This is a genomic window from Pseudomonas putida (assembly GCF_028682175.1).
GTDB classification, from domain to species: domain Bacteria; phylum Pseudomonadota; class Gammaproteobacteria; order Pseudomonadales; family Pseudomonadaceae; genus Aquipseudomonas; species Aquipseudomonas putida_AD.
In genome coordinates this window covers 68992-86609 of the sequence record NZ_JANHKS010000025.1, presented here as the reverse complement: position 1 = coordinate 86609, position 17618 = coordinate 68992, and the positions used below count along the sequence as shown (strand labels likewise).

18 protein-coding genes are annotated in these 17618 nt (G+C 61.6%); 3 read left to right on the top strand and 15 right to left on the bottom strand.

What is annotated here, in order from left to right; genetic code table 11:
- The first annotated feature begins 93 nt into the window (after nucleotides 1-93).
- The 3 genes from xseA to leuA all read left to right on the top strand — a co-directional run bounded on the left by xseA (nucleotide 94) and on the right by leuA (nucleotide 4419).
- A complete protein-coding gene (gene xseA / locus NPS29_RS17870; protein ID WP_274134069.1) occupies nucleotides 94-1473 on the top strand; it encodes an exodeoxyribonuclease VII large subunit in 1380 nt (459 codons plus the stop codon).
- A gap of 3 nt (nucleotides 1474-1476) precedes the next feature.
- Nucleotides 1477-2319 (top strand): peptidoglycan DD-metalloendopeptidase family protein, encoded by an 843-nt coding sequence (locus NPS29_RS17865; protein ID WP_425312529.1) that lies wholly within the window; start codon nucleotides 1477-1479, stop codon nucleotides 2317-2319.
- Nucleotides 2320-2733: 414 nt separating this feature from the next.
- Nucleotides 2734-4419: a 2-isopropylmalate synthase gene (leuA, locus tag NPS29_RS17860; RefSeq protein ID WP_274134065.1), complete on the top strand. Its 1686-nt coding sequence runs from the start codon at nucleotides 2734-2736 to the stop codon at nucleotides 4417-4419.
- A 185-nt stretch (nucleotides 4420-4604) separates the two neighbouring features.
- Here the strand turns inward: leuA and NPS29_RS17855 are convergent, their stop codons facing one another.
- The 15 genes from NPS29_RS17855 to fdx all read right to left on the bottom strand — a co-directional run bounded on the left by NPS29_RS17855 (nucleotide 4605) and on the right by fdx (nucleotide 17616).
- Nucleotides 4605-5093, bottom strand: coding sequence for a hypothetical protein (locus NPS29_RS17855; protein ID WP_274134064.1), 489 nt, complete (start codon nucleotides 5091-5093; stop codon nucleotides 4605-4607).
- Nucleotides 5094-5115: 22 nt separating this feature from the next.
- A complete protein-coding gene (locus NPS29_RS17850; protein ID WP_274134063.1) occupies nucleotides 5116-5553 on the bottom strand; it encodes a hypothetical protein in 438 nt (145 codons plus the stop codon).
- A gap of 59 nt (nucleotides 5554-5612) precedes the next feature.
- On the bottom strand, nucleotides 5613-6404 hold the full coding sequence (locus NPS29_RS17845) for an amidohydrolase (RefSeq protein WP_274134062.1): 792 nt from the start codon (nucleotides 6402-6404) through the stop codon (nucleotides 5613-5615).
- On the bottom strand, nucleotides 6392-7540 hold the full coding sequence (locus tag NPS29_RS17840; protein WP_274134061.1) for a pyridoxal phosphate-dependent aminotransferase: 1149 nt from the start codon (nucleotides 7538-7540) through the stop codon (nucleotides 6392-6394). The genes NPS29_RS17845 and NPS29_RS17840 overlap by 13 nt, the downstream gene beginning before the upstream one ends.
- Nucleotides 7541-7658: 118 nt before the next feature.
- Nucleotides 7659-9128 (bottom strand): ribosome biogenesis GTPase Der, encoded by a 1470-nt coding sequence (gene der, locus NPS29_RS17835; protein ID WP_274134060.1) that lies wholly within the window; start codon nucleotides 9126-9128, stop codon nucleotides 7659-7661.
- 150 nt (nucleotides 9129-9278) lie between these two features.
- A complete protein-coding gene (gene bamB, locus NPS29_RS17830; protein ID WP_274134059.1) occupies nucleotides 9279-10430 on the bottom strand; it encodes an outer membrane protein assembly factor BamB in 1152 nt (383 codons plus the stop codon).
- On the bottom strand, nucleotides 10423-11064 hold the full coding sequence (locus NPS29_RS17825; protein ID WP_274134058.1) for a YfgM family protein: 642 nt from the start codon (nucleotides 11062-11064) through the stop codon (nucleotides 10423-10425). Before NPS29_RS17825 ends, bamB begins: the two co-directional genes overlap by 8 nt.
- 50 nt (nucleotides 11065-11114) lie before the next feature.
- Complete coding sequence (gene hisS, locus NPS29_RS17820) at nucleotides 11115-12404, bottom strand: histidine--tRNA ligase (protein ID WP_274134057.1); 1290 nt, start codon at nucleotides 12402-12404, stop codon at nucleotides 11115-11117.
- 20 nt (nucleotides 12405-12424) lie between these two features.
- The gene (gene ispG / locus NPS29_RS17815) at nucleotides 12425-13534 is read right to left on the bottom strand and encodes a flavodoxin-dependent (E)-4-hydroxy-3-methylbut-2-enyl-diphosphate synthase (RefSeq protein ID WP_274134056.1); all 1110 of its coding nucleotides are present in this window, start codon (nucleotides 13532-13534) and stop codon (nucleotides 12425-12427) included.
- Between the two features lie 3 nt (nucleotides 13535-13537).
- Nucleotides 13538-14584 (bottom strand): RodZ domain-containing protein, encoded by a 1047-nt coding sequence (locus tag NPS29_RS17810; RefSeq protein ID WP_274134055.1) that lies wholly within the window; start codon nucleotides 14582-14584, stop codon nucleotides 13538-13540.
- Nucleotides 14584-15342, bottom strand: coding sequence for a type IV pilus biogenesis/stability protein PilW (gene pilW / locus NPS29_RS17805; RefSeq protein WP_274134054.1), 759 nt, complete (start codon nucleotides 15340-15342; stop codon nucleotides 14584-14586). The genes NPS29_RS17810 and pilW overlap by 1 nt, the downstream gene beginning before the upstream one ends.
- A 26-nt stretch (nucleotides 15343-15368) precedes the next feature.
- Complete coding sequence (rlmN, locus tag NPS29_RS17800; protein WP_274134053.1) at nucleotides 15369-16517, bottom strand: 23S rRNA (adenine(2503)-C(2))-methyltransferase RlmN; 1149 nt, start codon at nucleotides 16515-16517, stop codon at nucleotides 15369-15371.
- Nucleotides 16518-16544: 27 nt separating this feature from the next.
- A complete protein-coding gene (gene ndk / locus NPS29_RS17795) occupies nucleotides 16545-16970 on the bottom strand; it encodes a nucleoside-diphosphate kinase (RefSeq protein WP_081565735.1) in 426 nt (141 codons plus the stop codon).
- A gap of 90 nt (nucleotides 16971-17060) precedes the next feature.
- The gene (iscX, locus tag NPS29_RS17790) at nucleotides 17061-17261 is read right to left on the bottom strand and encodes a Fe-S cluster assembly protein IscX (protein WP_274134052.1); all 201 of its coding nucleotides are present in this window, start codon (nucleotides 17259-17261) and stop codon (nucleotides 17061-17063) included.
- 13 nt (nucleotides 17262-17274) lie between these two features.
- A complete protein-coding gene (gene fdx / locus NPS29_RS17785) occupies nucleotides 17275-17616 on the bottom strand; it encodes an ISC system 2Fe-2S type ferredoxin (RefSeq protein ID WP_274134051.1) in 342 nt (113 codons plus the stop codon).
- Between the last annotated feature and the right edge of the window lie 2 nt (nucleotides 17617-17618).

The following is a 17618-nucleotide window of genomic DNA, read 5'->3' as shown; positions in this document are numbered from 1 at the left end:
GTTTACCTGATACACCGCTCCCGCCGGCAAGCCGTGCTGCTACGGATCTCTGCGCACAGGACAGATCCCCGCAATGCCTTTATCATGCCTGCCATGATCAAAGACCCCTTCGCAAGACTCGGCCTTGACCGGGAAGTCCTTACTGTCAGCCAGCTCAACGGCCGTGCGCGCGTGCTGCTGGAAGATGTGTTTTCGAACATCTGGGTTGAGGGCGAGATTTCCAACCTTTCGCGTCCGGCCTCCGGCCACGTCTACTTCACCCTCAAGGACAGCGGTGCCCAAGTGCGTTGCGCGCTGTTTCGCAGCAATGCGGCGCGGGTTCGGCAAGTGCTCAAGGACGGTCTGGCGGTCAAGGTGCGCGGCAAGGTTTCGCTGTTCGAAGGGCGCGGCGATTACCAGCTGATTCTCGACACCGTGGAGCCCGCCGGCGATGGCGCGTTGCGGATGGCCTTCGATGCCCTGAAGGACAAGCTCAACGCCGAAGGGCTGTTCAGCGCCGAACGCAAGGTCGCCCTGCCCCTGCATCCGCAGCGCATCGGCATCATCAGTTCGCCCACGGGCGCGGTGATCCGCGACATCATCAGCGTGTTCCGCCGCCGTGCGCCGCAGGTCGAGCTAACCCTGATCCCCACCGCCGTGCAAGGCCGCGAGGCGATCGCCCAGATCGTGCGCGCGCTCAAGCTCGCCGATGCCCGAGGCTTCGATGCGCTGATCCTGGCCCGTGGCGGCGGTTCGCTGGAAGATCTGTGGTGCTTCAACGAAGAGGCCGTGGCCCGCGCCATCGACGCGTGCGTGACGCCTATCGTCAGTGCGGTCGGGCATGAAACCGATGTCTCGATCAGTGACTTCGTGGCCGACGTGCGCGCCCCCACGCCCTCGGCCGCCGCCGAACTGCTGGCCCCGGACTCCAGCGATCTGCATCGGCGCGTCGACAGCCTGCAACGGCGTCTGGTCAGCCGCATGCAGGATCGCCTGATGCGCGAGAAGCTGCGGCTGGACGGCATCTCCCGCCGCCTTCGCCATCCCGGTGAGCGTCTGCGCCAGCGGGCACAGCGCCTGGACGACCTGGACATGCGCATGCGTCGCGCCTTCGAGCAGCAAATGCACAAACGCCAGGTGCGCATGAGCCATCTGGAGAGCCGGCTGGCCGCGCAGCATCCGGGGCGCACCCTGGCGTTCCTGCGCCAGCGCCTGGATGTGCTGGCCGAGCGCCTGCCCCGGGCCATCAAGGAAAATATCAAAACCCGCCGCCTGCAACTGCAAAGCCAGGTGCAGACGCTGAACGTGGTCAGCCCGTTGGCGACCCTTGGCCGTGGCTACAGCATTCTGCTGGATGATCGCGGCAGGGCCATCCGCTCGGCCGAGCAGACGCAAACCGGCCAACGCCTGACCGCGAAGCTGGCCGAGGGCGAACTGCAAGTGCGCGTGGAAGACAACCATCTGACGCCCGTCACCCTTTCTCTTCTGGATTGATCGATGCTGCCTTTTATTTCCCGCTCTCTGGCTGGCGCTGCGCTGGCGATGTGCCTGGCGCTTCCGGCCCATGCTGACAGCTACATTTCCCGCCTGCTGAACAAGCCCGTGCCGGGTGGCGTTGCCGTGGTCGATCTGGGCCCGGCGGCGCAAGCGCCCAAGGCCACGTATCAAGGCAAGCCGGTGCTGGTGGTCAAGGACCAGGACGCGCGCTGGCTGGCGATTGTCGGCATCCCGCTCAGCGTCAAACCCGGCACCTCACAGCAGGTCAGCAGCGGCGGTCGCAACCTGCCGTTCAGCGTGGGCAACAAGAAATACCCCGAGCAGCACATCACCCTGAAGAACCAGCGTCAGGTCAATCCGAACCCGGATGATCTCAAGCGTATCGAGCAGGAGCTGGACGTGCAGGTCCGCGCCTACCGCAGCTTCAGCCCGGTCACGCCAAGCAACCTGTTGCTGGACAAACCGGTCGATGGCCCGCTGTCGAGCAAGTTCGGCGTTCGCCGCTTCTTCAATGGCGAAGAGCGCAACCCCCACGCCGGTCTGGACTTCGCCGTGCCGGCGGGCACGCCGATCAAGTCGCCGGCGGCGGGCAAGGTGATCCTGATCGGCAATTACTTCTTCAATGGCAACACGGTGTTCGTGGATCACGGCCAGGGCTTTATCAGCATGTTCTGCCATATGTCGAAGATCGACGTGAAGGTCGGGGACGCCGTGGCGCGTGGTGGTGAGGTCGGGCGTGTGGGTTCGACGGGGCGTGCGACAGGGCCGCACATGCACTGGAACGTGAGCCTGAACGATGCGCGAGTTGATCCGGCTATCTTTATCAATGCCTTCCAGCCCTGACATCGCACCTGTAGGAGTGAGCTTGCTCGCGATAGCGCCAGGTCAGTGAATATTAATGTCATAGAAGGACCGCAATCGCGAGCAAGCTCACTCCTACAGGGACTGGGTTGCGCGGACCAAACCAGCTCGGCAATAAAATCTCATTAGATGTCGAAAATCTGCCATAAAATCTCCAAAAAACAGCAAGCCCGACATTTCCTCCCAATTTTTTCCAACTACTTGCCAGCTTTCACCCCATTGGTTACGGTTGGACCTATGAAAACCGCTCAAACCCTCATCCTGCTGCGTCAACATCGCTGCCTCAGTCTCGTCAGTGCACGACTGCCAGGTTGAATTGCGGTGCCTCGCCCCCTCTATTCGTAACAACCGGTTGGCCGCCTTCTCTCGGCCCTGAGTACAAAAAGGATTATTCACATGACCATGCTCAAAGATCCCTCGAAGAAGTACCGTCCGTTTCCTGTCATCGACCTGCCTGATCGCACCTGGCCTTCCAAGACCATCACCGAAGTGCCGATCTGGTGCAGCTCTGACCTGCGCGACGGTAACCAATCGCTGATCGAGCCAATGGACTCGGTCAAGAAACTGCGCTTCTGGAAAACCCTGGTGCAGGTGGGCGTGAAGGAAATCGAAGCCTCGTTCCCTGCGGCCTCGCAGACCGACTTCGACTTCGTGCGCACCCTGATCGAAGATGGCCACATCCCGGACGACACCACCATCCAGGTGCTGACCCAGGGCCGTGAAGACCTGATCGAGCGCACCTTCGAATCCTTGCGTGGCGCCAAGAAGGCTATCGTTCACCTGTACAACGCCACCTCCCCTTCTTTCCGTCGCATCGTGTTCAACCAGGACAAGGACGGCATCAAGGCCATCGCGGTCAACGCGGCCAAGCTGTTCGTCAAATACGCCGCCCAGCAGCCGGAAACCCAGTGGCAGTTCGAGTACTCGCCTGAAACCTTCAGCGCCACCGAACTCGATTTCGCCAAGGAAGTGTGTGACGCCGTGATCGAAGTGTGGAACGCCACGCCGCAGAACAAGGTGATCCTCAACCTGCCGGCCACCGTTGAAGTGGCGACGCCAAACATCTACGCCGACCAGATCGAGTGGTTTTGCCGCAACATCAACCGTCGTGACAGCGTCATCATCAGCCTGCACACCCACAACGACCGTGGCACCGGCGTTGCCGCGACCGAGCTGGGCCTGATGGCCGGTGCCGATCGCGTCGAAGGCTGCCTGTTCGGCAACGGCGAGCGCACCGGTAACGTCGACCTGGTGACTGTTGCCCTCAACATGTACACCCAGGGTCTGAACCCGCAACTGGACTTTTCCGACATCGACGGTGTGCGCAAGGTCGTCGAGGAGTGCAACCAGATTCCGGTTCACCCACGTCACCCCTACGTGGGCGATCTGGTTCACACCGCGTTCTCCGGCTCGCACCAGGATGCCATCCGCAAGGGCTTCACCCAGCAGAAAGAGGATGCGCTGTGGGAAGTGCCGTACCTGCCGATCGACCCGGCAGACATCGGCCGCAGCTACGAAGCGGTGATTCGTGTGAACAGCCAGTCCGGCAAAGGTGGCATCACCTACTTGCTGGAACAGGAATACGGCATCTCCCTGCCTCGTCGCATGCAGATCGAGTTCAGCCAGGTGGTTCAGGGTGAAACCGACCGTCTGGGCCTGGAAATGACTGCGCAGCAGATCTACTCGCTGTTCAAGAACGAGTACCTGCAAGCCAACAAGCCGTACGCGCTGGTCAGCCATCGTCTGCAGGAAGAAAACGGTCACAGTGCGGTGGAAGTCGAGGTCACTGGCAAAGGTGACGGCGAGAGCAACCTGCACTGGCGCGGCAAGGGCAACGGCGCGCTGGAAGCACTGGTCGCCGGCCTGCCGGTTCCGGTGGAGATCATGGACTACAACGAACACGCCATCGGCGCGGGCACCACGGCCAAGGCCGCTGCCTACATCGAGTTGCGCGTGAACGGCGACCGTGCGGTACACGGCGTGGGCATCGATGAAAACATCACCACCGCGAGCTTCAAGGCGCTGTTCAGTGCGCTGAACCGTGGTTTGATCCAGGCAGAAGTGGCCGCCAAGGCCGCCTGATGGCCGGGGGCGTTCTCAAGGACGCCCCCGCCGGCAAGCCGTGCTGCTACGGGTGTTGAGGTGGTCGATAGATCTGTGAACGCCCACATCCCGTAGCAGCCGGGCTTGCCCGCGGGGCGATCTTGAGGCGATAAAAAAGGCCCTGACGCAAACGCTTCAGGGCCTTTTTTGTGGATGCGGATCGGTCAGGCGGTAGTGTTGACGGAGCCTTTCATGAGCTCCAGCAACGACGCCTGCAACGCCATCAATTGTGACGTGGTGTTGGCAATCTGCTGCGAAATGGCCGACACCTGCGCGGCCTTGTCCTGCTCCGCCAGTTTGCTGTGCTGAATCGCCGCCAGTTGTTTCTGCTGTTCCTGGAGCCGTTTCTGCACTTCTTTGATCTGTTCCTGAATCTGCTTGATCATCTGCTCGCGCGTGGTGGTGCCCACGGTCGAAGGCTTGCTCGGCGCAACGGCTGTGCTCAGGTCAGCCGCCACCTTCACCGAGTCGTCTTTCGTGGACTCGTCATTCTTGAAGCCAGCCGTGAAAACGCTGGGATAAGCGCTCAGGCCACCGACATTGATCGTTGTCATGATGAACTCCTTTTTCAGTGCCCTTTGTATCGGCCGGCTTACAAAGAACTGAAGTCCACTGATCGAGCACGCACGAAAACACCCCACGGCGTTGGCCATGGAGTGCTTCTTCAAGCGTTTGTCAGGCGGTGGTGTTGATGCTGCCGGATTTCTGCAATTGAACCAGCGCCGCTTCCTGGGTCGCCAGGCTGGCGGTAGTAGTGGAAATCTGCCCTTGAATGGCCATTACCCGCTGGGCTTTCTCTTCATCGGAACCCTTGCTCGCCTGAGCCGCAGCCAGTTGCTGCTCCTGCTCTTGCAGGCGTTTCTCGGTTTCCTTGATCTGCTGCTCGAGCTTCTCGATGGCCTGCTCGCTTTCGCTGGAGGAATCAGAGCTTGAGCCAGCGCCGCCGGCACCGGCTGCCCCACCCGCCGCACCCGACGCCGAGGCGGAAGTGGTCGAGGCGGCAGCGGCGGTCGAGCTGTCGGTGTCAGTGGCGTCGGTCGTGGTGTCTTTCTTGACCGCTACGGTGAAACTGCTGGTGTAGGCACTCAATGAGGATGTACTGATGGTGGTCATACCGATCTCCTGTTTTGGTACAACCGCTATCGACCGCACACCCCGCAAACTCCATGCACTTAGTGTATCTCGAATGTATCAGCGTCGAGATATGCCGGGAACCGCTGCCGGTACGCCGCCAGGCTCTCGGCAGACAGGCTGACGTGGAACACGCCGTCGGCCTCGCCGATGTTCAGCAGGCTCTCGCCCTGGAAGTCCAGCACCTGGCTGTCGCCGGTGTAGGCAAAGCCTTTGCCGTCCGTGCCGATGCGGTTGACCGCCGCGACGTAGCACAGGTTCTCGATGGCCCGGGCAGGCAACAGACGGTTCCAGTGCTGGCGACGGGCTCCCGGCCAGTTCGCGGTGTACAGCAGCAGGTCGGTGTCTTGCGAACCACGGCTCCAGACCGGGAAGCGCAGGTCGTAGCAAATCAGCGGACGAATCCGCCAGCCCTTGAGTTCGAACTGCACCTGCCTGTCACCCGGGCTGTAATGCTCATGCTCGCCAGCCATGCGGAACAGGTGGCGCTTGTCGTAATGCAGCAACTCGCCGTCCGGCCGCGCCCACAGCAGGCGATTGCGATGACTGCCGTCGGCGGCGCGAATGATCACGCTGCCGGTGACCACGGCATTGATACGCTTGGCCTGGTTGAGCAGCCATTTGGCAGTGACACCGTGCTCAGGCTCGGCCAGGGTGTCGGAATCCATGGAGAAGCCGGTGGTGAACATCTCCGGCAGAATCACCAGATCAGCACCCTGGGCCTGGTCGAGCAACTCCTCGAAGTGCGCGTGGTTGGCCTTGCAGTCGTGCCAGACCAGCGTGGTCTGCACCAGGGCGATGTTCAGGTTGGGCAATTGACTCAGATCGCGCATAGTTTTTCCGCTGCCTTGAGCAACGTCTCCTCACGCTTGGGAAAGCACAGGCGAATCAGACGCTGGCCTTCGGGCGGATTCTGGTAGAACACTGAAATCGGGATGCTGGCCACGCCGTGCTCGCGGGTCATCCACAGTGACATCTCGACGTCGTTGAGGTCCGGGCGGATCTTCGAATAGTCCACCAGCTGGAAGTAGGTGCCGCTGGCGCGGGTGAAGCTGAAACGCGAAGCCTCAAGGCGGTCGCAGAAGAAATCGCGCTTGGCCTGATAGAACCCAGGCAGCTCCTCGACATGCTCGGGGCATGCCGCCATGAAATCCGCCAGCGCCCACTGCAAGGGCGTCACGCCACAGAAGCCGACGAACTGGTGAATCTTGCGCATCTCGGCAGTCAGCGCGGGCGGCGCTACCAGGTAGCCAGTTTTCCAGCCAGTGACGTGGTAGGTCTTGCCGAAGGAACTGACCACGAACGCACGCTGATACAGCTCATCATGGGCCAGCACACTGGCGTGTTTCACGCCATCGAACACCAGATGCTCGTACACCTCGTCGCTGACCAGATAGATATCCCGATCGCGAATCAGCGCGGCCAGCTTGTCCAGCTCGCTGCGGGTAATCAGCGCGCCGCTGGGGTTGTGCGGACTGTTGATGATAATCATGCGGGTGCGCGGGCTTAAGGCGGCGCCGAGCTTTTCCCAGTCGATGGAGAAGTCGCCGTCGGTTAGCTGGACGTGCACGCAGCGGCCACCGGCCAGTTCCACCGAAGGCTCGTAGCTGTCGTAGCTCGGATCGAAGACGATGACTTCGTCACCTGGCCGCACCACGGTCTGGATGGCGCAGAAAATGGCGTGGGTCGCACCGGGGGTAATGGTGATCTCGCTGTCGAGATTGACCTGGCGGCCGTAGGAACGGGCGATCTTGGCGGCCACCTGCTCGCGCAACGCAGGCAGGCCGGCCATGGGCGCGTACTGGTTGTGGCCTTCCATCGTGTGGCGGCACAGGGCCTCACGCAGTGCGTCGGGCCCGTCGAAATCGGGAAAACCCTGGGAAAGATTGATCGCCCCGGTCTCGGCTGCAAGCTGGGACATCACGGTGAAGATGGTGGTGCCAACATTCGGTAATTTGCTGGTGATCATAGGGTTTTCCTGCTCCACACCCCACTCAAGAACGGCAGGGGAACCCGCAGGATAGCCCGAATGACAAGCACAAAAAAAGGCGCCATTGGCGCCTTTTCGAAGAAAGTCCGTTACAGAATCAGCGCTTGTCCTTGCGCTTCTTCTCGGCCTTCTTGTGGTGCGACATCAAGCGACGCTTCTTGTTGACCTGGCGGTCGGTCAGCGTGTTCTTGTTGCCTTCGTACGGGTTTTCGCCACCCTTGAACTCGATGCGGATCGGCGTACCGACCAGTTTGAGCACGCGGCGATAGGTGTTCTCAAGGTAACGAATGTACGACTTGGGCACCTTCTCGACTTGGTTGCCGTGGATCACGATCAGCGGCGGGTTCGCACCACCCAGGTGAGCGTAGCGCAGCTTGATCCGGCGGCCATTGACCATCGGCGGCTGGTGCTCGCTGACGGCGTCTTCGAGAATCTGGGTCAGGCGGCTGGTCGGCCAGCGGGTGACCGCCGACTTGAACGAAGCCTGCACCGACTGGTACAGGTTGCCGACGCCGGTGCCGTGCAGCGCGGAAATGAAGTGAATGTCGGCGAAGTCGACGAAGAACAGCCGACGCTGCAGTTCGGTCTTCACGTAGTCACGTTCGCTCGGCTCCATGCCGTCCCACTTGTTCAGCGCGATGACCAGCGCACGACCGGCCTCCAGTGCGAAGCCCAGCAGGTTCAGGTCATGGTCGACCACGCCTTCGCGGGCGTCCATGACGAAGATCACCACGTTGGCGTCCTTGATCGCCTGCAGCGTCTTGACCACCGAGAACTTCTCGACTTCCTCGTGGATCTTGCCGCGCTTGCGCACACCGGCGGTGTCGATCAGCGTGTACTTCTCGTCGTTGCGCTCGAACGGGATGTAGATGCTGTCGCGGGTGGTGCCGGGCTGGTCATAGACGATGACCCGATCTTCACCCAGCATGCGGTTGACCAGCGTGGATTTGCCCACGTTCGGACGACCGATGATGGCGATCTTGATGCCGTCTTTCTCGCCCGGGCCCGGAATGCGCTTGGCTTCCTCGCCCTCGGCGACTTCCTCTTCTTCGCCTTCTTCGACTTCGTCGGCGTCCTTGGGGAAACGGCTCAGCGCGACTTCCAGCATCTGCGTGATGCCGCGACCGTGAGCACCGGCGATCGGGATCGCGTCGCCCATGCCCAGCGGGGCGAACTCGGCGCGGGCCATGTCAGGGTCGATGTTGTCGACCTTGTTGGCGACCACGAACGAGGTCTTGTTGCGCTTGCGCAGGTGCTCGCCAATCATCTGGTCGGCAGCGGTGAAGCCGGCCTTGGCGTCCACCAGGAACAGCACGACATCGGCTTCTTCGATGGCCAGCAGCGACTGCTCGGCCATCTTTTCGTCCATGCCATGCTCGTCACCGGAGATACCGCCGGTGTCGATCACAATGTAGGAACGCCCTTGCCACTTGGCCTCACCGTACTGGCGATCGCGGGTCAGACCGGACAAGTCACCGACGATGGCGTCGCGACTCCTGGTCAGGCGGTTGAACAAGGTGGACTTGCCGACGTTCGGTCGACCCACCAGGGCGATTACGGGAACCATGCGGCTCTCCACTTCGTTATTTCAGAAAATACAAAAGCCGCTGCAAGGCAGCGGCCGGAGTTCGGAGCGGCACCCGAAGTGCCGCAAGCCCCGTCAGGCGGGGCCGCGAGGGGAACGCCGGTCACCGGCCTCCCCAAGCATAGACAGCCATCACTTGATCGTCAGGGCTTCCAGCTTGCCGCTGTTGCCAAAGACGTAAATGGTGTTGCCCGACACCAGAGGGCGGGCACGCAGGCCGTCGCTGTCGATCTTTTCACGGGCGACGAAGTGACCGTCGACCTGGCTGAGCAGGTGCAGATAGCCTTCCATGTCGCCGACCGCCACGTAGCTGGAGAACACTTCCGGCGAGCCCAGTTGACGACGGGCCAGCGAGTCGTTGCTCCACAGTGCAGTTGACGAACGCTCGTCGACGCCTTCCACGGTGCCACTGGCCAGGGAAACGTAGACGCTGCCGAAGCCCTGGGCGACACCCGAGTAGCTCGATGCATCACGCTGCCACAGCACGCGGCCGCTCTGCAGCTCCAGGCCCGCAACGCGACCCTGGTAGGTGGCGACATACAGCGTGCTGCCGGACAACAGCAGACCACCGTCGATATCCACCACACGATCCAGCTCCGAGCGACCTTGTGGAATCGCTACGCGCTGCTCCCACACAGGCACGCCGTTGCTGGTGTCCAGCGCCACGACCTTGCCGGTGGAAAGACCGGCAACGGCCAGCTGGCCGGTGACGATCGGTGCGCCGGTGCCGCGCAGGGTCAGCACCGCAGGACTGCTTTCATAGATCCAGCGCTGGTTGCCGGTCGCGGCATCGTAGCCGATGACCTTGTCGTCCTGGGTCTGGGCGACGACCACGTCACCGTTGGTGGCAGGAGCCGACAGCACTTCGCTGGTGGCCTTGGCCTTCCACTTCTGCTCGCCGGTGGACTGGTCCAGCACGATCACTTCGCCACGCAGGGTGCCGAGCATGACCATGCCGGAACCTACGCCCACGGCGCCGGAAACAGGCTGTTCGATTTCTTTCTTCCACAGCACGTCGCCGTTGCTGCGGTCGATGGCCATGACCAGACCATTGGCGTCGGCGGCGTAGATGTGCTCGCCGTCGATGGCCGGAACCAGCATGTTGTAGATGTCGCCCTGGCCGTCACCGACCGAGCGGCTCCACAGTTTCTGCAGGGTCACTTCGGGTTTGAAGTCGACCAGATCCGCAGGAGGCAATTCCTTTTTGCTGTTGCTGCTGCAACCCGCGGCCAGAACGACCAGAGCCAGCACTGCCGCATGTTTCCAACGAATCACGTCACGCATCCCCTTTCGCCAGATCGTCGAGCTTCATTTGCAGGCCGCCCACTGCCGATTGCTCGGACAGCGAAGCCTTGGCCTTCTTGTATGCAGCGTAGGCATCGTCGGTACGACCCAACTGAACCAGCAGGTCGCCACGCAGTTCTTCACGGCTGGCGGCGAACGCCTTGTCAGCGTCGCCGTCGAGCAGTTTCAGGGCTTCGTCAGCCTTGTTCTGCGCCGCCAGTACACGGGCCAGACGCTGACGGGCGATCTCGCCCAGCGTCGGGTTGGCCGGTTTGTCGCTGACAGCCTTCAATTCGCTCGCCGCGTCGTCCAGCTTGCCGGTGTCGACAGCCACCTTGGCCACGAACAGGCTGCCGTACTGGGCGTAGGCAGTGCCGCCGAAATCGCTTTTCAGCTTGCCGGCGATCTGGGCCACCTGGCCAGCATCGGCCTGGCCGCTTGGCGTCAGGGCTGTTTCCAGCAATTGCTGATACAGGGCCGAAGCGCCTTGCGCCTGGTTGTTCTGATAGCGATGCCAGGCTTGCCAGCCCAGCACAACGATCACTGCCAGCAGGCCACCAGTGACCAGGGGCTTGCCGTTACGCTGCCACCAGTCCTTGACCGCGGCCAACTGCTCATCATCAGTATTCGACACCCCAACACTCCTATTCGCTAATTCTGCTTGTTATCAGGCCTGGCCTGGCTTCAACCCTGCGCAATGCAGGTGGCCAGGTGCTCGGACAGAGCATCCCAGGCAATGTTTTGTTGTTCGCCCTGACCACGCAGAGGCTTGACGCCCACTTCCTTGCGCGCCAGCTCTTCATCGCCCAGGATCAGCGCGTACAACGCACCGCTCTTGTCGGCTTTCTTGAACTGGCTCTTGAAGCTGCCGGCGCCGGCATTGACCTGCAGGCGCAGGTTCGGCGCCTGGTCACGCAACTGCTCGGACAGCGTCAGTGCGGCCAGTTCGGCGGCTTCGCCAAAGGCGCAGACGTAAACGTCGATGGTGCGCGAGATTTCTTCCGGGACTTGCTCCAGGGTTTCCAGCAGCAGCACCAGACGTTCGATGCCCATGGCAAAACCGACGCCGGTGGTGGGCTTGCCGCCCATCTGCTCTACCAGACCGTCGTAACGGCCGCCCGCGCACACGGTGCCCTGGGCGCCGAGCTGGTCGGTGACCCATTCGAAAACGGTCTTGCTGTAGTAATCCAGGCCGCGAACCAGTTTCGGGTTGATCACGTAAGGAATGCCGGCAGCGTCCAGACGCGCCTTGAGGCCTTCGAAGTGAACCCGCGATTCTTCGTCCAGGTAGTCCGCAAGCTTGGGTGCATCGACCAGCACGGCCTGGGTCTCAGGATGCTTGGTGTCGAGCACGCGCAGCGGGTTGGTCTTCAGGCGGCGCTGGCTGTCTTCGTCCAGTTGGTCATGGCGGGCCGAGAGGTACTCGACCAGCGCTTCTCGATAACGCCCACGGGCCTCGCTGGTGCCCAGGCTGTTGAGTTCGAGCTTGACAGCGTTGCGGATGCCCAGCAGGCCCCACAGGCGCCAGGTCAGCACGATCAGCTCGGCGTCGATGTCCGGGCCGTCCAGGTTGAACACTTCGCAACCGATCTGGTGGAACTGGCGATAGCGGCCTTTCTGCGGGCGCTCGTGGCGGAACATCGGGCCGATGTACCAGAGTTTCTGCACCTGGCCACCGCCGGTGATGCCGTGTTCCAGCACCGCGCGCACGCAGGCCGCCGTGCCTTCAGGGCGCAGGGTCAGCGAGTCGCCGTTGCGATCGGCGAAGGTGTACATCTCTTTTTCGACGATGTCGGTGACTTCGCCGATGGAGCGCTTGAACAGGTCGGTGAACTCGACGATCGGCATGCGGATCTGGCGATAACCGTAGTTATCCAGCAGACCGGCCACGGTGCCCTCGAAATAGCGCCACAGTGGCGTCTGGTCCGGCAGGATGTCGTTCATGCCACGAATGGCTTGCAGAGACTTACTCACAAAAATTCCTTGAAAACGGGTTAGCCGCGAACGATCAGCGCTGCGTCGGCCTGGACCTTTTCGGCCGCTTTCTCGCGGATCAGGCGTTCAAGCTCGTCCACAAGGTTGTCATTGGTCAGCTTTTGCGACGGCTTGCCATCGATGTAGATCAGGTTCGGCGTACCGCCGGTGAGGCCGACATGGGCCTCCTTGGCTTCGCCTGGACCGTTGACCACACAACCGATCACCGCCACGTCCAGCGGCACCAGCAGGTCTTCAAGGCGCCCTTCCAGCTCATTCATGGTCTTGACCACATCGAAGTTCTGCCGCGAGCAGCTCGGGCAGGCGATGAAGTTGATGCCACGGGAACGCAGGTGCAGCGACTTGAGGATGTCGTAGCCGACTTTCACTTCTTCCACAGGATCGGCGGCCAGCGAGATACGGATGGTATCGCCGATTCCTTCGGCCAGCAGCATACCTAGGCCGACGGCCGATTTCACTGTGCCTGAACGCAAACCACCGGCTTCGGTGATGCCCAGGTGCAGCGGCTGGACGATTTCCTTGGCCAGCAGGCGGTAGGCTTCAACGGCCATGAACACGTCGGAGGCTTTAACGCTGACCTTGAAGTCCTGGAAATTCAGGCGCTCCAGATGTTCGACGTGGCGCAGGGCGGACTCGACCAGGGCCGCCGGCGTCGGCTCGCCGTACTTCTTCTGCAGGTCCTTTTCCAGGGAGCCTGCGTTGACGCCGATCCGGATCGGGATGCCGCGATCACGCGCAGCATCGACCACAGCACGCACGCGGTCTTCGCGGCCGATGTTGCCCGGGTTGATGCGCAGGCAATCGACACCCAGCTCAGCCACGCGCAGGGCGATCTTGTAGTCGAAGTGGATGTCGGCGACCAGAGGCACCTTGACCAGTTGCTTGATGCGGCCGAACGCCTCGGCGGCGTCCATGTCAGGCACGGACACGCGAACGATGTCCACGCCCGCCGCTTCCAGACGGTTGATCTGGACGACCGTGGCGGCCACATCGTTGGTGTCGCTGTTGGTCATGCTCTGTACTGCGATCGGGGCATCGCCACCGACCGGCACCGAGCCGACCCAGATTTTACGAGATTCGCGACGCTTGATCGGGGATTCACCGTGCATGACTTATTGCCCCAGTTTCATACGGGCGGTCTGGCCCGAGGTAAATGGTGCGACATCCACAGGCTGTCCGTTGTAGCTCACTTGCGCGGCACGGGCGACGCCCAGGCGCACGGCCAGCGGCGGCTTGCCACTGACGTTGATGCTGTCGCCGCTGCGTTTGAGGCCACTGGTCAGGACCTTGCCATTGGCGTCGGTGACCTGGAACCAGCAATCGGCGCTGAACTGGATCTGGACCTGGCCAAAACCTGCCGGGGTCGGTGCAGTTTCAGTCGCTGCAGGCGCAGGCGCAGTGGCCGGGGCTGGAGCAGTTGCGGTCGCCGCCGTTGGTGCAGGTGCAGTGTGCGCAGGCGCAACCGGTGCGGCCGGGTTGGCAACGGTGCCGTGGGCAGGCGCTGTGGCGGTGGCCGTGGCAGGCGCAGTGGTGGACGGCGCAGGCGCGGTTGGCGCAGCAGGCGTCGTGGTGGCGGGCGCGGCCGGCTCGGCATTGTTGAGCGGCAGCGGCGCGGTGGTGCTGTTCTGGGCCTGGGTCGCAGCCTGTTCTTCAGGCTCGTCCAGTGGGTGAATCTGGGTGGTGCCGTCGGCGCTTTCGACTTCGACGTGTTCCATGCCCAGGCTGGTCGGTTCCTTGCCGCGCAGGGTCGCCTGATCCTGCCACCAGACGAAGCCGCCGCCGATCAGGGCGACCAGCAGCAACAGGCTGACGATGCGCAGGATGTTGTGGGACAGGCGCACGGGTTCTTCGATGCGCCCCAGGGCATGGACGTTGCTGCCCTTGCCGTCGGTGCCGGTGTACTGGTCGAAATCGTTGACCAGGGCTGCCTGGTCCAGGCCCAGCAATTTCGCGTAGGCACGGATGTAGCCCCGGGCAAAGGTATGGCCGGGGAGCTTGTCAAAATCGCCCGCTTCCACATAACCCAGGGAAGTCGAGGTGAGGTTCAGCCTCAAAGCCACATCTGGCAGCGACCAGTTTCTGCTCTCGCGAGCCTGGCGCAGGGTTTCACCAGGGTTCGTGCGAGTGGCTGCTACAACTTCGGGATGCGCCGCTTTCATCATTGCTCCGACAGGTATTGCTGATATTCCGGGGTACCGGGATAGAGTCTTTTGAGTAGCAGGCCATAACTGGCCGCCTTGTTGCGATCGTCATAAATCTTCGCCAAGCGAGTGCCGAGCAACAGACTGCGTGCATTCTGCTCGCTAAGCTGGCTGAAACGGTCGTAATAGTCACGCGCCGGCACATAATGCCTGTCTTCGTAAGACAACTCAGCCATTTCCAGCAAAGCGCGTGGTTGTTGACGATCGAGCCTCAAGGCTTTGTTGAAGTGCTCCAGCGCCTGGGCGCGGTCATCGAGCTTGAGCGCCGTCATGCCCAGGTTTTCGAACACCCTGGCACGCTCAGCGTAGAGATTATCATCGGCGGCCTGCTCAAAGCGCGCGTAGGCTTCCTTGTAGCGCTTCTGCTCGTAGAGGAAACCGCCGTAGTTGTTGAGGATGCGGGCATCTCCGGGCCGCGAGGACAGCGCCTTGGCGTAATACTCATCGGCCAGTTGCGGCTCGAGCTCGGTCTGGAATACCAGGGCCAGGGCGGCGTTGGCGTCGGCATCGGAGCTGTTGAGTTCCAGCGCCTTCTTCAGCGGCGCCTTGGCCCGTTCCGTCTGACCTTGCTGAAGATATCCCAGCCCCAGTTGCACATACGCCTGACGAGCCTCATCACGTCCCTTGCTGGTACTCAGCGGATCGACATTGCCGGTGGACACACAACCGGCCATCAACGTGACAAGACACAGCAGCAGCGCAGCGCGCAGGGACATAGAGATCCTCTCGGTCAAGTTCGCAGTCAGTTGCGAGCGGCAGCGGCCTGGGCCCCGTCGGGCTCGGCGCTGAGTTCGCGCACAGCGATGTAGCGTTCGCTGCGACGAGTGCGGTCCATTACCTGCCCGACCAACTGGCCGCAGGCAGCATCGATGTCTTCACCGCGGGTGGTGCGCACGGTGACGTTGAATCCAGCCTGGTGCAGCAGATCCTGGAAACGACGGATCGCGTTGTTGCTCGGGCGCTCGTAACCGGAATGCGGGAACGGGTTGAACGGAATCAGGTTGATCTTGCAGGGAGTGTCCTTGAGCAGCTCGATCATCTCGACCGCGTGCTCAGGCTTGTCGTTGATATCCTTGAGCAAGGTGTACTCGATGGTCAGGACGCGCTTCTCGCCCAGCGCCGACATGTAGTTGCGGCAGGACTCGAGCAGCATCTTGAGCGGGTATTTCTTGTTGATCGGCACCAACTGGTTGCGCAGCGCGTCGTTTGGCGCGTGCAGCGACAGGGCCAGGGAGACGTCGATGTGCTGGGCCAGCACGTCGATCATCGGCACCACGCCGGAGGTAGACAGGGTCACCCGACGTTTGGAAATGCCATAGCCAAAGTCGTCCATCATCAGACGCATGGCCGAAATGACATTATCGAAGTTCAGCAATGGCTCGCCCATGCCCATCATCACCACGTTGGTGATGGCACGGTCGACGGTCGCCGGGACACTGCCGAAGGATTTGTTGGCAATCCACACCTGGCCAATGACTTCGGCGGCGGTGAGGTTGCTGTTGAAGCCTTGCTTGCCGGTGGAGCAGAAACTGCAATCCAGGGCGCAGCCCGCCTGGGAAGACACGCACAAGGTGCCGCGCTTGCCCTGCGGAATGTAGACGGTCTCGACGCAGCTGCCGGACGCCACGCGAACGACCCATTTACGGGTACCGTCGCTGGAGATGTCCTCGCTGACGACTTCAGGACCACGAATTTCGGCACGACGCTCGAGCTTTTCGCGCAGCGCCTTGCCGACGTTCGTCATGGCTTCGAAGTTATCGACGCCATAGTGGTGAATCCACTTCATGACCTGACCGGCACGGAAGCGTTTCTCCCCGATGGACTCGAAGAATTTTTCCATTTCCGGCTGGGTCAGGCCCAACAGGTTGATTTTACCAGTTGTATCAGTCATGGATTCACCCTCACTCGCAGCGGCAGCTTAGCGAGTGGTTACCTCGGTAGCAGCGAAGAAGTAAGCGATTTCGCGAGCAGCAGCAGCTTCGGAGTCCGAACCGTGAACGGCGTTGGCGTCGATGGACTCGGCGAAGTCAGCGCGGATGGTGCCGGCAGCAGCTTCTTTAGGGTTGGTAGCGCCCATCAGCTCACGGTTTGCCAGGATGGCGTTTTCGCCTTCCAGAACCTGAACGACAACTGGACCGGAAGTCATGAAGGCAACCAGGTCACCGAAGAAACCGCGAGCGCTGTGCTCAGCGTAGAAACCTTCTGCTTCGGCTTTGGACAGTTGCTTCAGTTTCGAAGCCACGACGCGCAGACCGGCTTTTTCGAAGCGGGTGGTGATCTCGCCGATTACGTTTTTGGCAACGGCATCAGGCTTGATGATCGAGAAAGTACGTTGAACAGCCATGGTGTAACTCCAGAAACAGTGAGTTTTGCGAAAAATTAAACCCGCGAATTATACGCGGGTTCTCATGTATTGCCTAACCTGCAGAGACGATCAGTCTATTTCGTCGACCCAAAGGGTCTGAACCGCCTCCAGGACCTTCTCGCCGACCCGGCCAGAAGTGTCATCGAAATCCGGCAGTTGCTGAATCATCTGTTGCAGTTTGACGAACCCTACCGAGTACGGATCGACGCCCGGATGGGCTTCGGCCAGCTCTTCGGCGATGCGTTGTACGTCATTCCAACCGTAGCTCATGACAATCCCTCGGTCAGTGCGGCGCTTCGGCTGCATGGTTAAGCGAATATTTCGGGATTTCGACGGTCAGGTCTTCGGTCCCGACCTTGGCCTGGCACGCCAGGCGCGAAGTCGCCTCAAGGCCCCAGGCACGATCGAGGTAGTCTTCTTCCAGCTCATCGGCTTCTTCCAGCGAGTTGAAGCCTTCGCGGATGATGCAGTGGCAAGTGGTGCAGGCACAGACGCCGCCGCAGGCACTTTCCATCTCGATATGGTGCTCGTGGGCGAGCTCCAGGATCGACGTGCCCGGCTCAGCCTCGACCACCAGCCCGTCCGGGCAGAATTCCTTGTGGGGCAGAAAAATCACCTGCGGCATCG

What these genes read in the sequence shown, in the direction of transcription:
- xseA (WP_274134069.1), top strand. Translation starts at nt 94, where the DNA reads ATGATCAAAGACCCCTTCGCAAGACTCGGCCTTGACCGGGAAGTCCTT.
- NPS29_RS17865 (WP_425312529.1), top strand. Translation starts at nt 1,477, where the DNA reads ATGCTGCCTTTTATTTCCCGCTCTCTGGCTGGCGCTGCGCTGGCGATG.
- leuA (WP_274134065.1), top strand. Translation starts at nt 2,734, where the DNA reads ATGACCATGCTCAAAGATCCCTCGAAGAAGTACCGTCCGTTTCCTGTC.
- NPS29_RS17855 (WP_274134064.1), bottom strand. Translation starts at nt 5,093, where the DNA reads ATGGCCAACGCCGTGGGGTGTTTTCGTGCGTGCTCGATCAGTGGACTT.
- NPS29_RS17850 (WP_274134063.1), bottom strand. Translation starts at nt 5,553, where the DNA reads ATGACCACCATCAGTACATCCTCATTGAGTGCCTACACCAGCAGTTTC.
- NPS29_RS17845 (WP_274134062.1), bottom strand. Translation starts at nt 6,404, where the DNA reads ATGCGCGATCTGAGTCAATTGCCCAACCTGAACATCGCCCTGGTGCAG.
- NPS29_RS17840 (WP_274134061.1), bottom strand. Translation starts at nt 7,540, where the DNA reads ATGATCACCAGCAAATTACCGAATGTTGGCACCACCATCTTCACCGTG.
- der (WP_274134060.1), bottom strand. Translation starts at nt 9,128, where the DNA reads ATGGTTCCCGTAATCGCCCTGGTGGGTCGACCGAACGTCGGCAAGTCC.
- bamB (WP_274134059.1), bottom strand. Translation starts at nt 10,430, where the DNA reads ATGCGTGACGTGATTCGTTGGAAACATGCGGCAGTGCTGGCTCTGGTC.
- ispG (WP_274134056.1), bottom strand. Translation starts at nt 13,534, where the DNA reads ATGCACGGTGAATCCCCGATCAAGCGTCGCGAATCTCGTAAAATCTGG.
- NPS29_RS17810 (WP_274134055.1), bottom strand. Translation starts at nt 14,584, where the DNA reads ATGAAAGCGGCGCATCCCGAAGTTGTAGCAGCCACTCGCACGAACCCT.
- pilW (WP_274134054.1), bottom strand. Translation starts at nt 15,342, where the DNA reads ATGTCCCTGCGCGCTGCGCTGCTGCTGTGTCTTGTCACGTTGATGGCC.
- rlmN (WP_274134053.1), bottom strand. Translation starts at nt 16,517, where the DNA reads ATGACTGATACAACTGGTAAAATCAACCTGTTGGGCCTGACCCAGCCG.
- ndk (WP_081565735.1), bottom strand. Translation starts at nt 16,970, where the DNA reads ATGGCTGTTCAACGTACTTTCTCGATCATCAAGCCTGATGCCGTTGCC.
- iscX (WP_274134052.1), bottom strand. Translation starts at nt 17,261, where the DNA reads ATGAGCTACGGTTGGAATGACGTACAACGCATCGCCGAAGAGCTGGCC.
- fdx (WP_274134051.1), bottom strand. Translation starts at nt 17,616, where the DNA reads ATGCCGCAGGTGATTTTTCTGCCCCACAAGGAATTCTGCCCGGACGGG.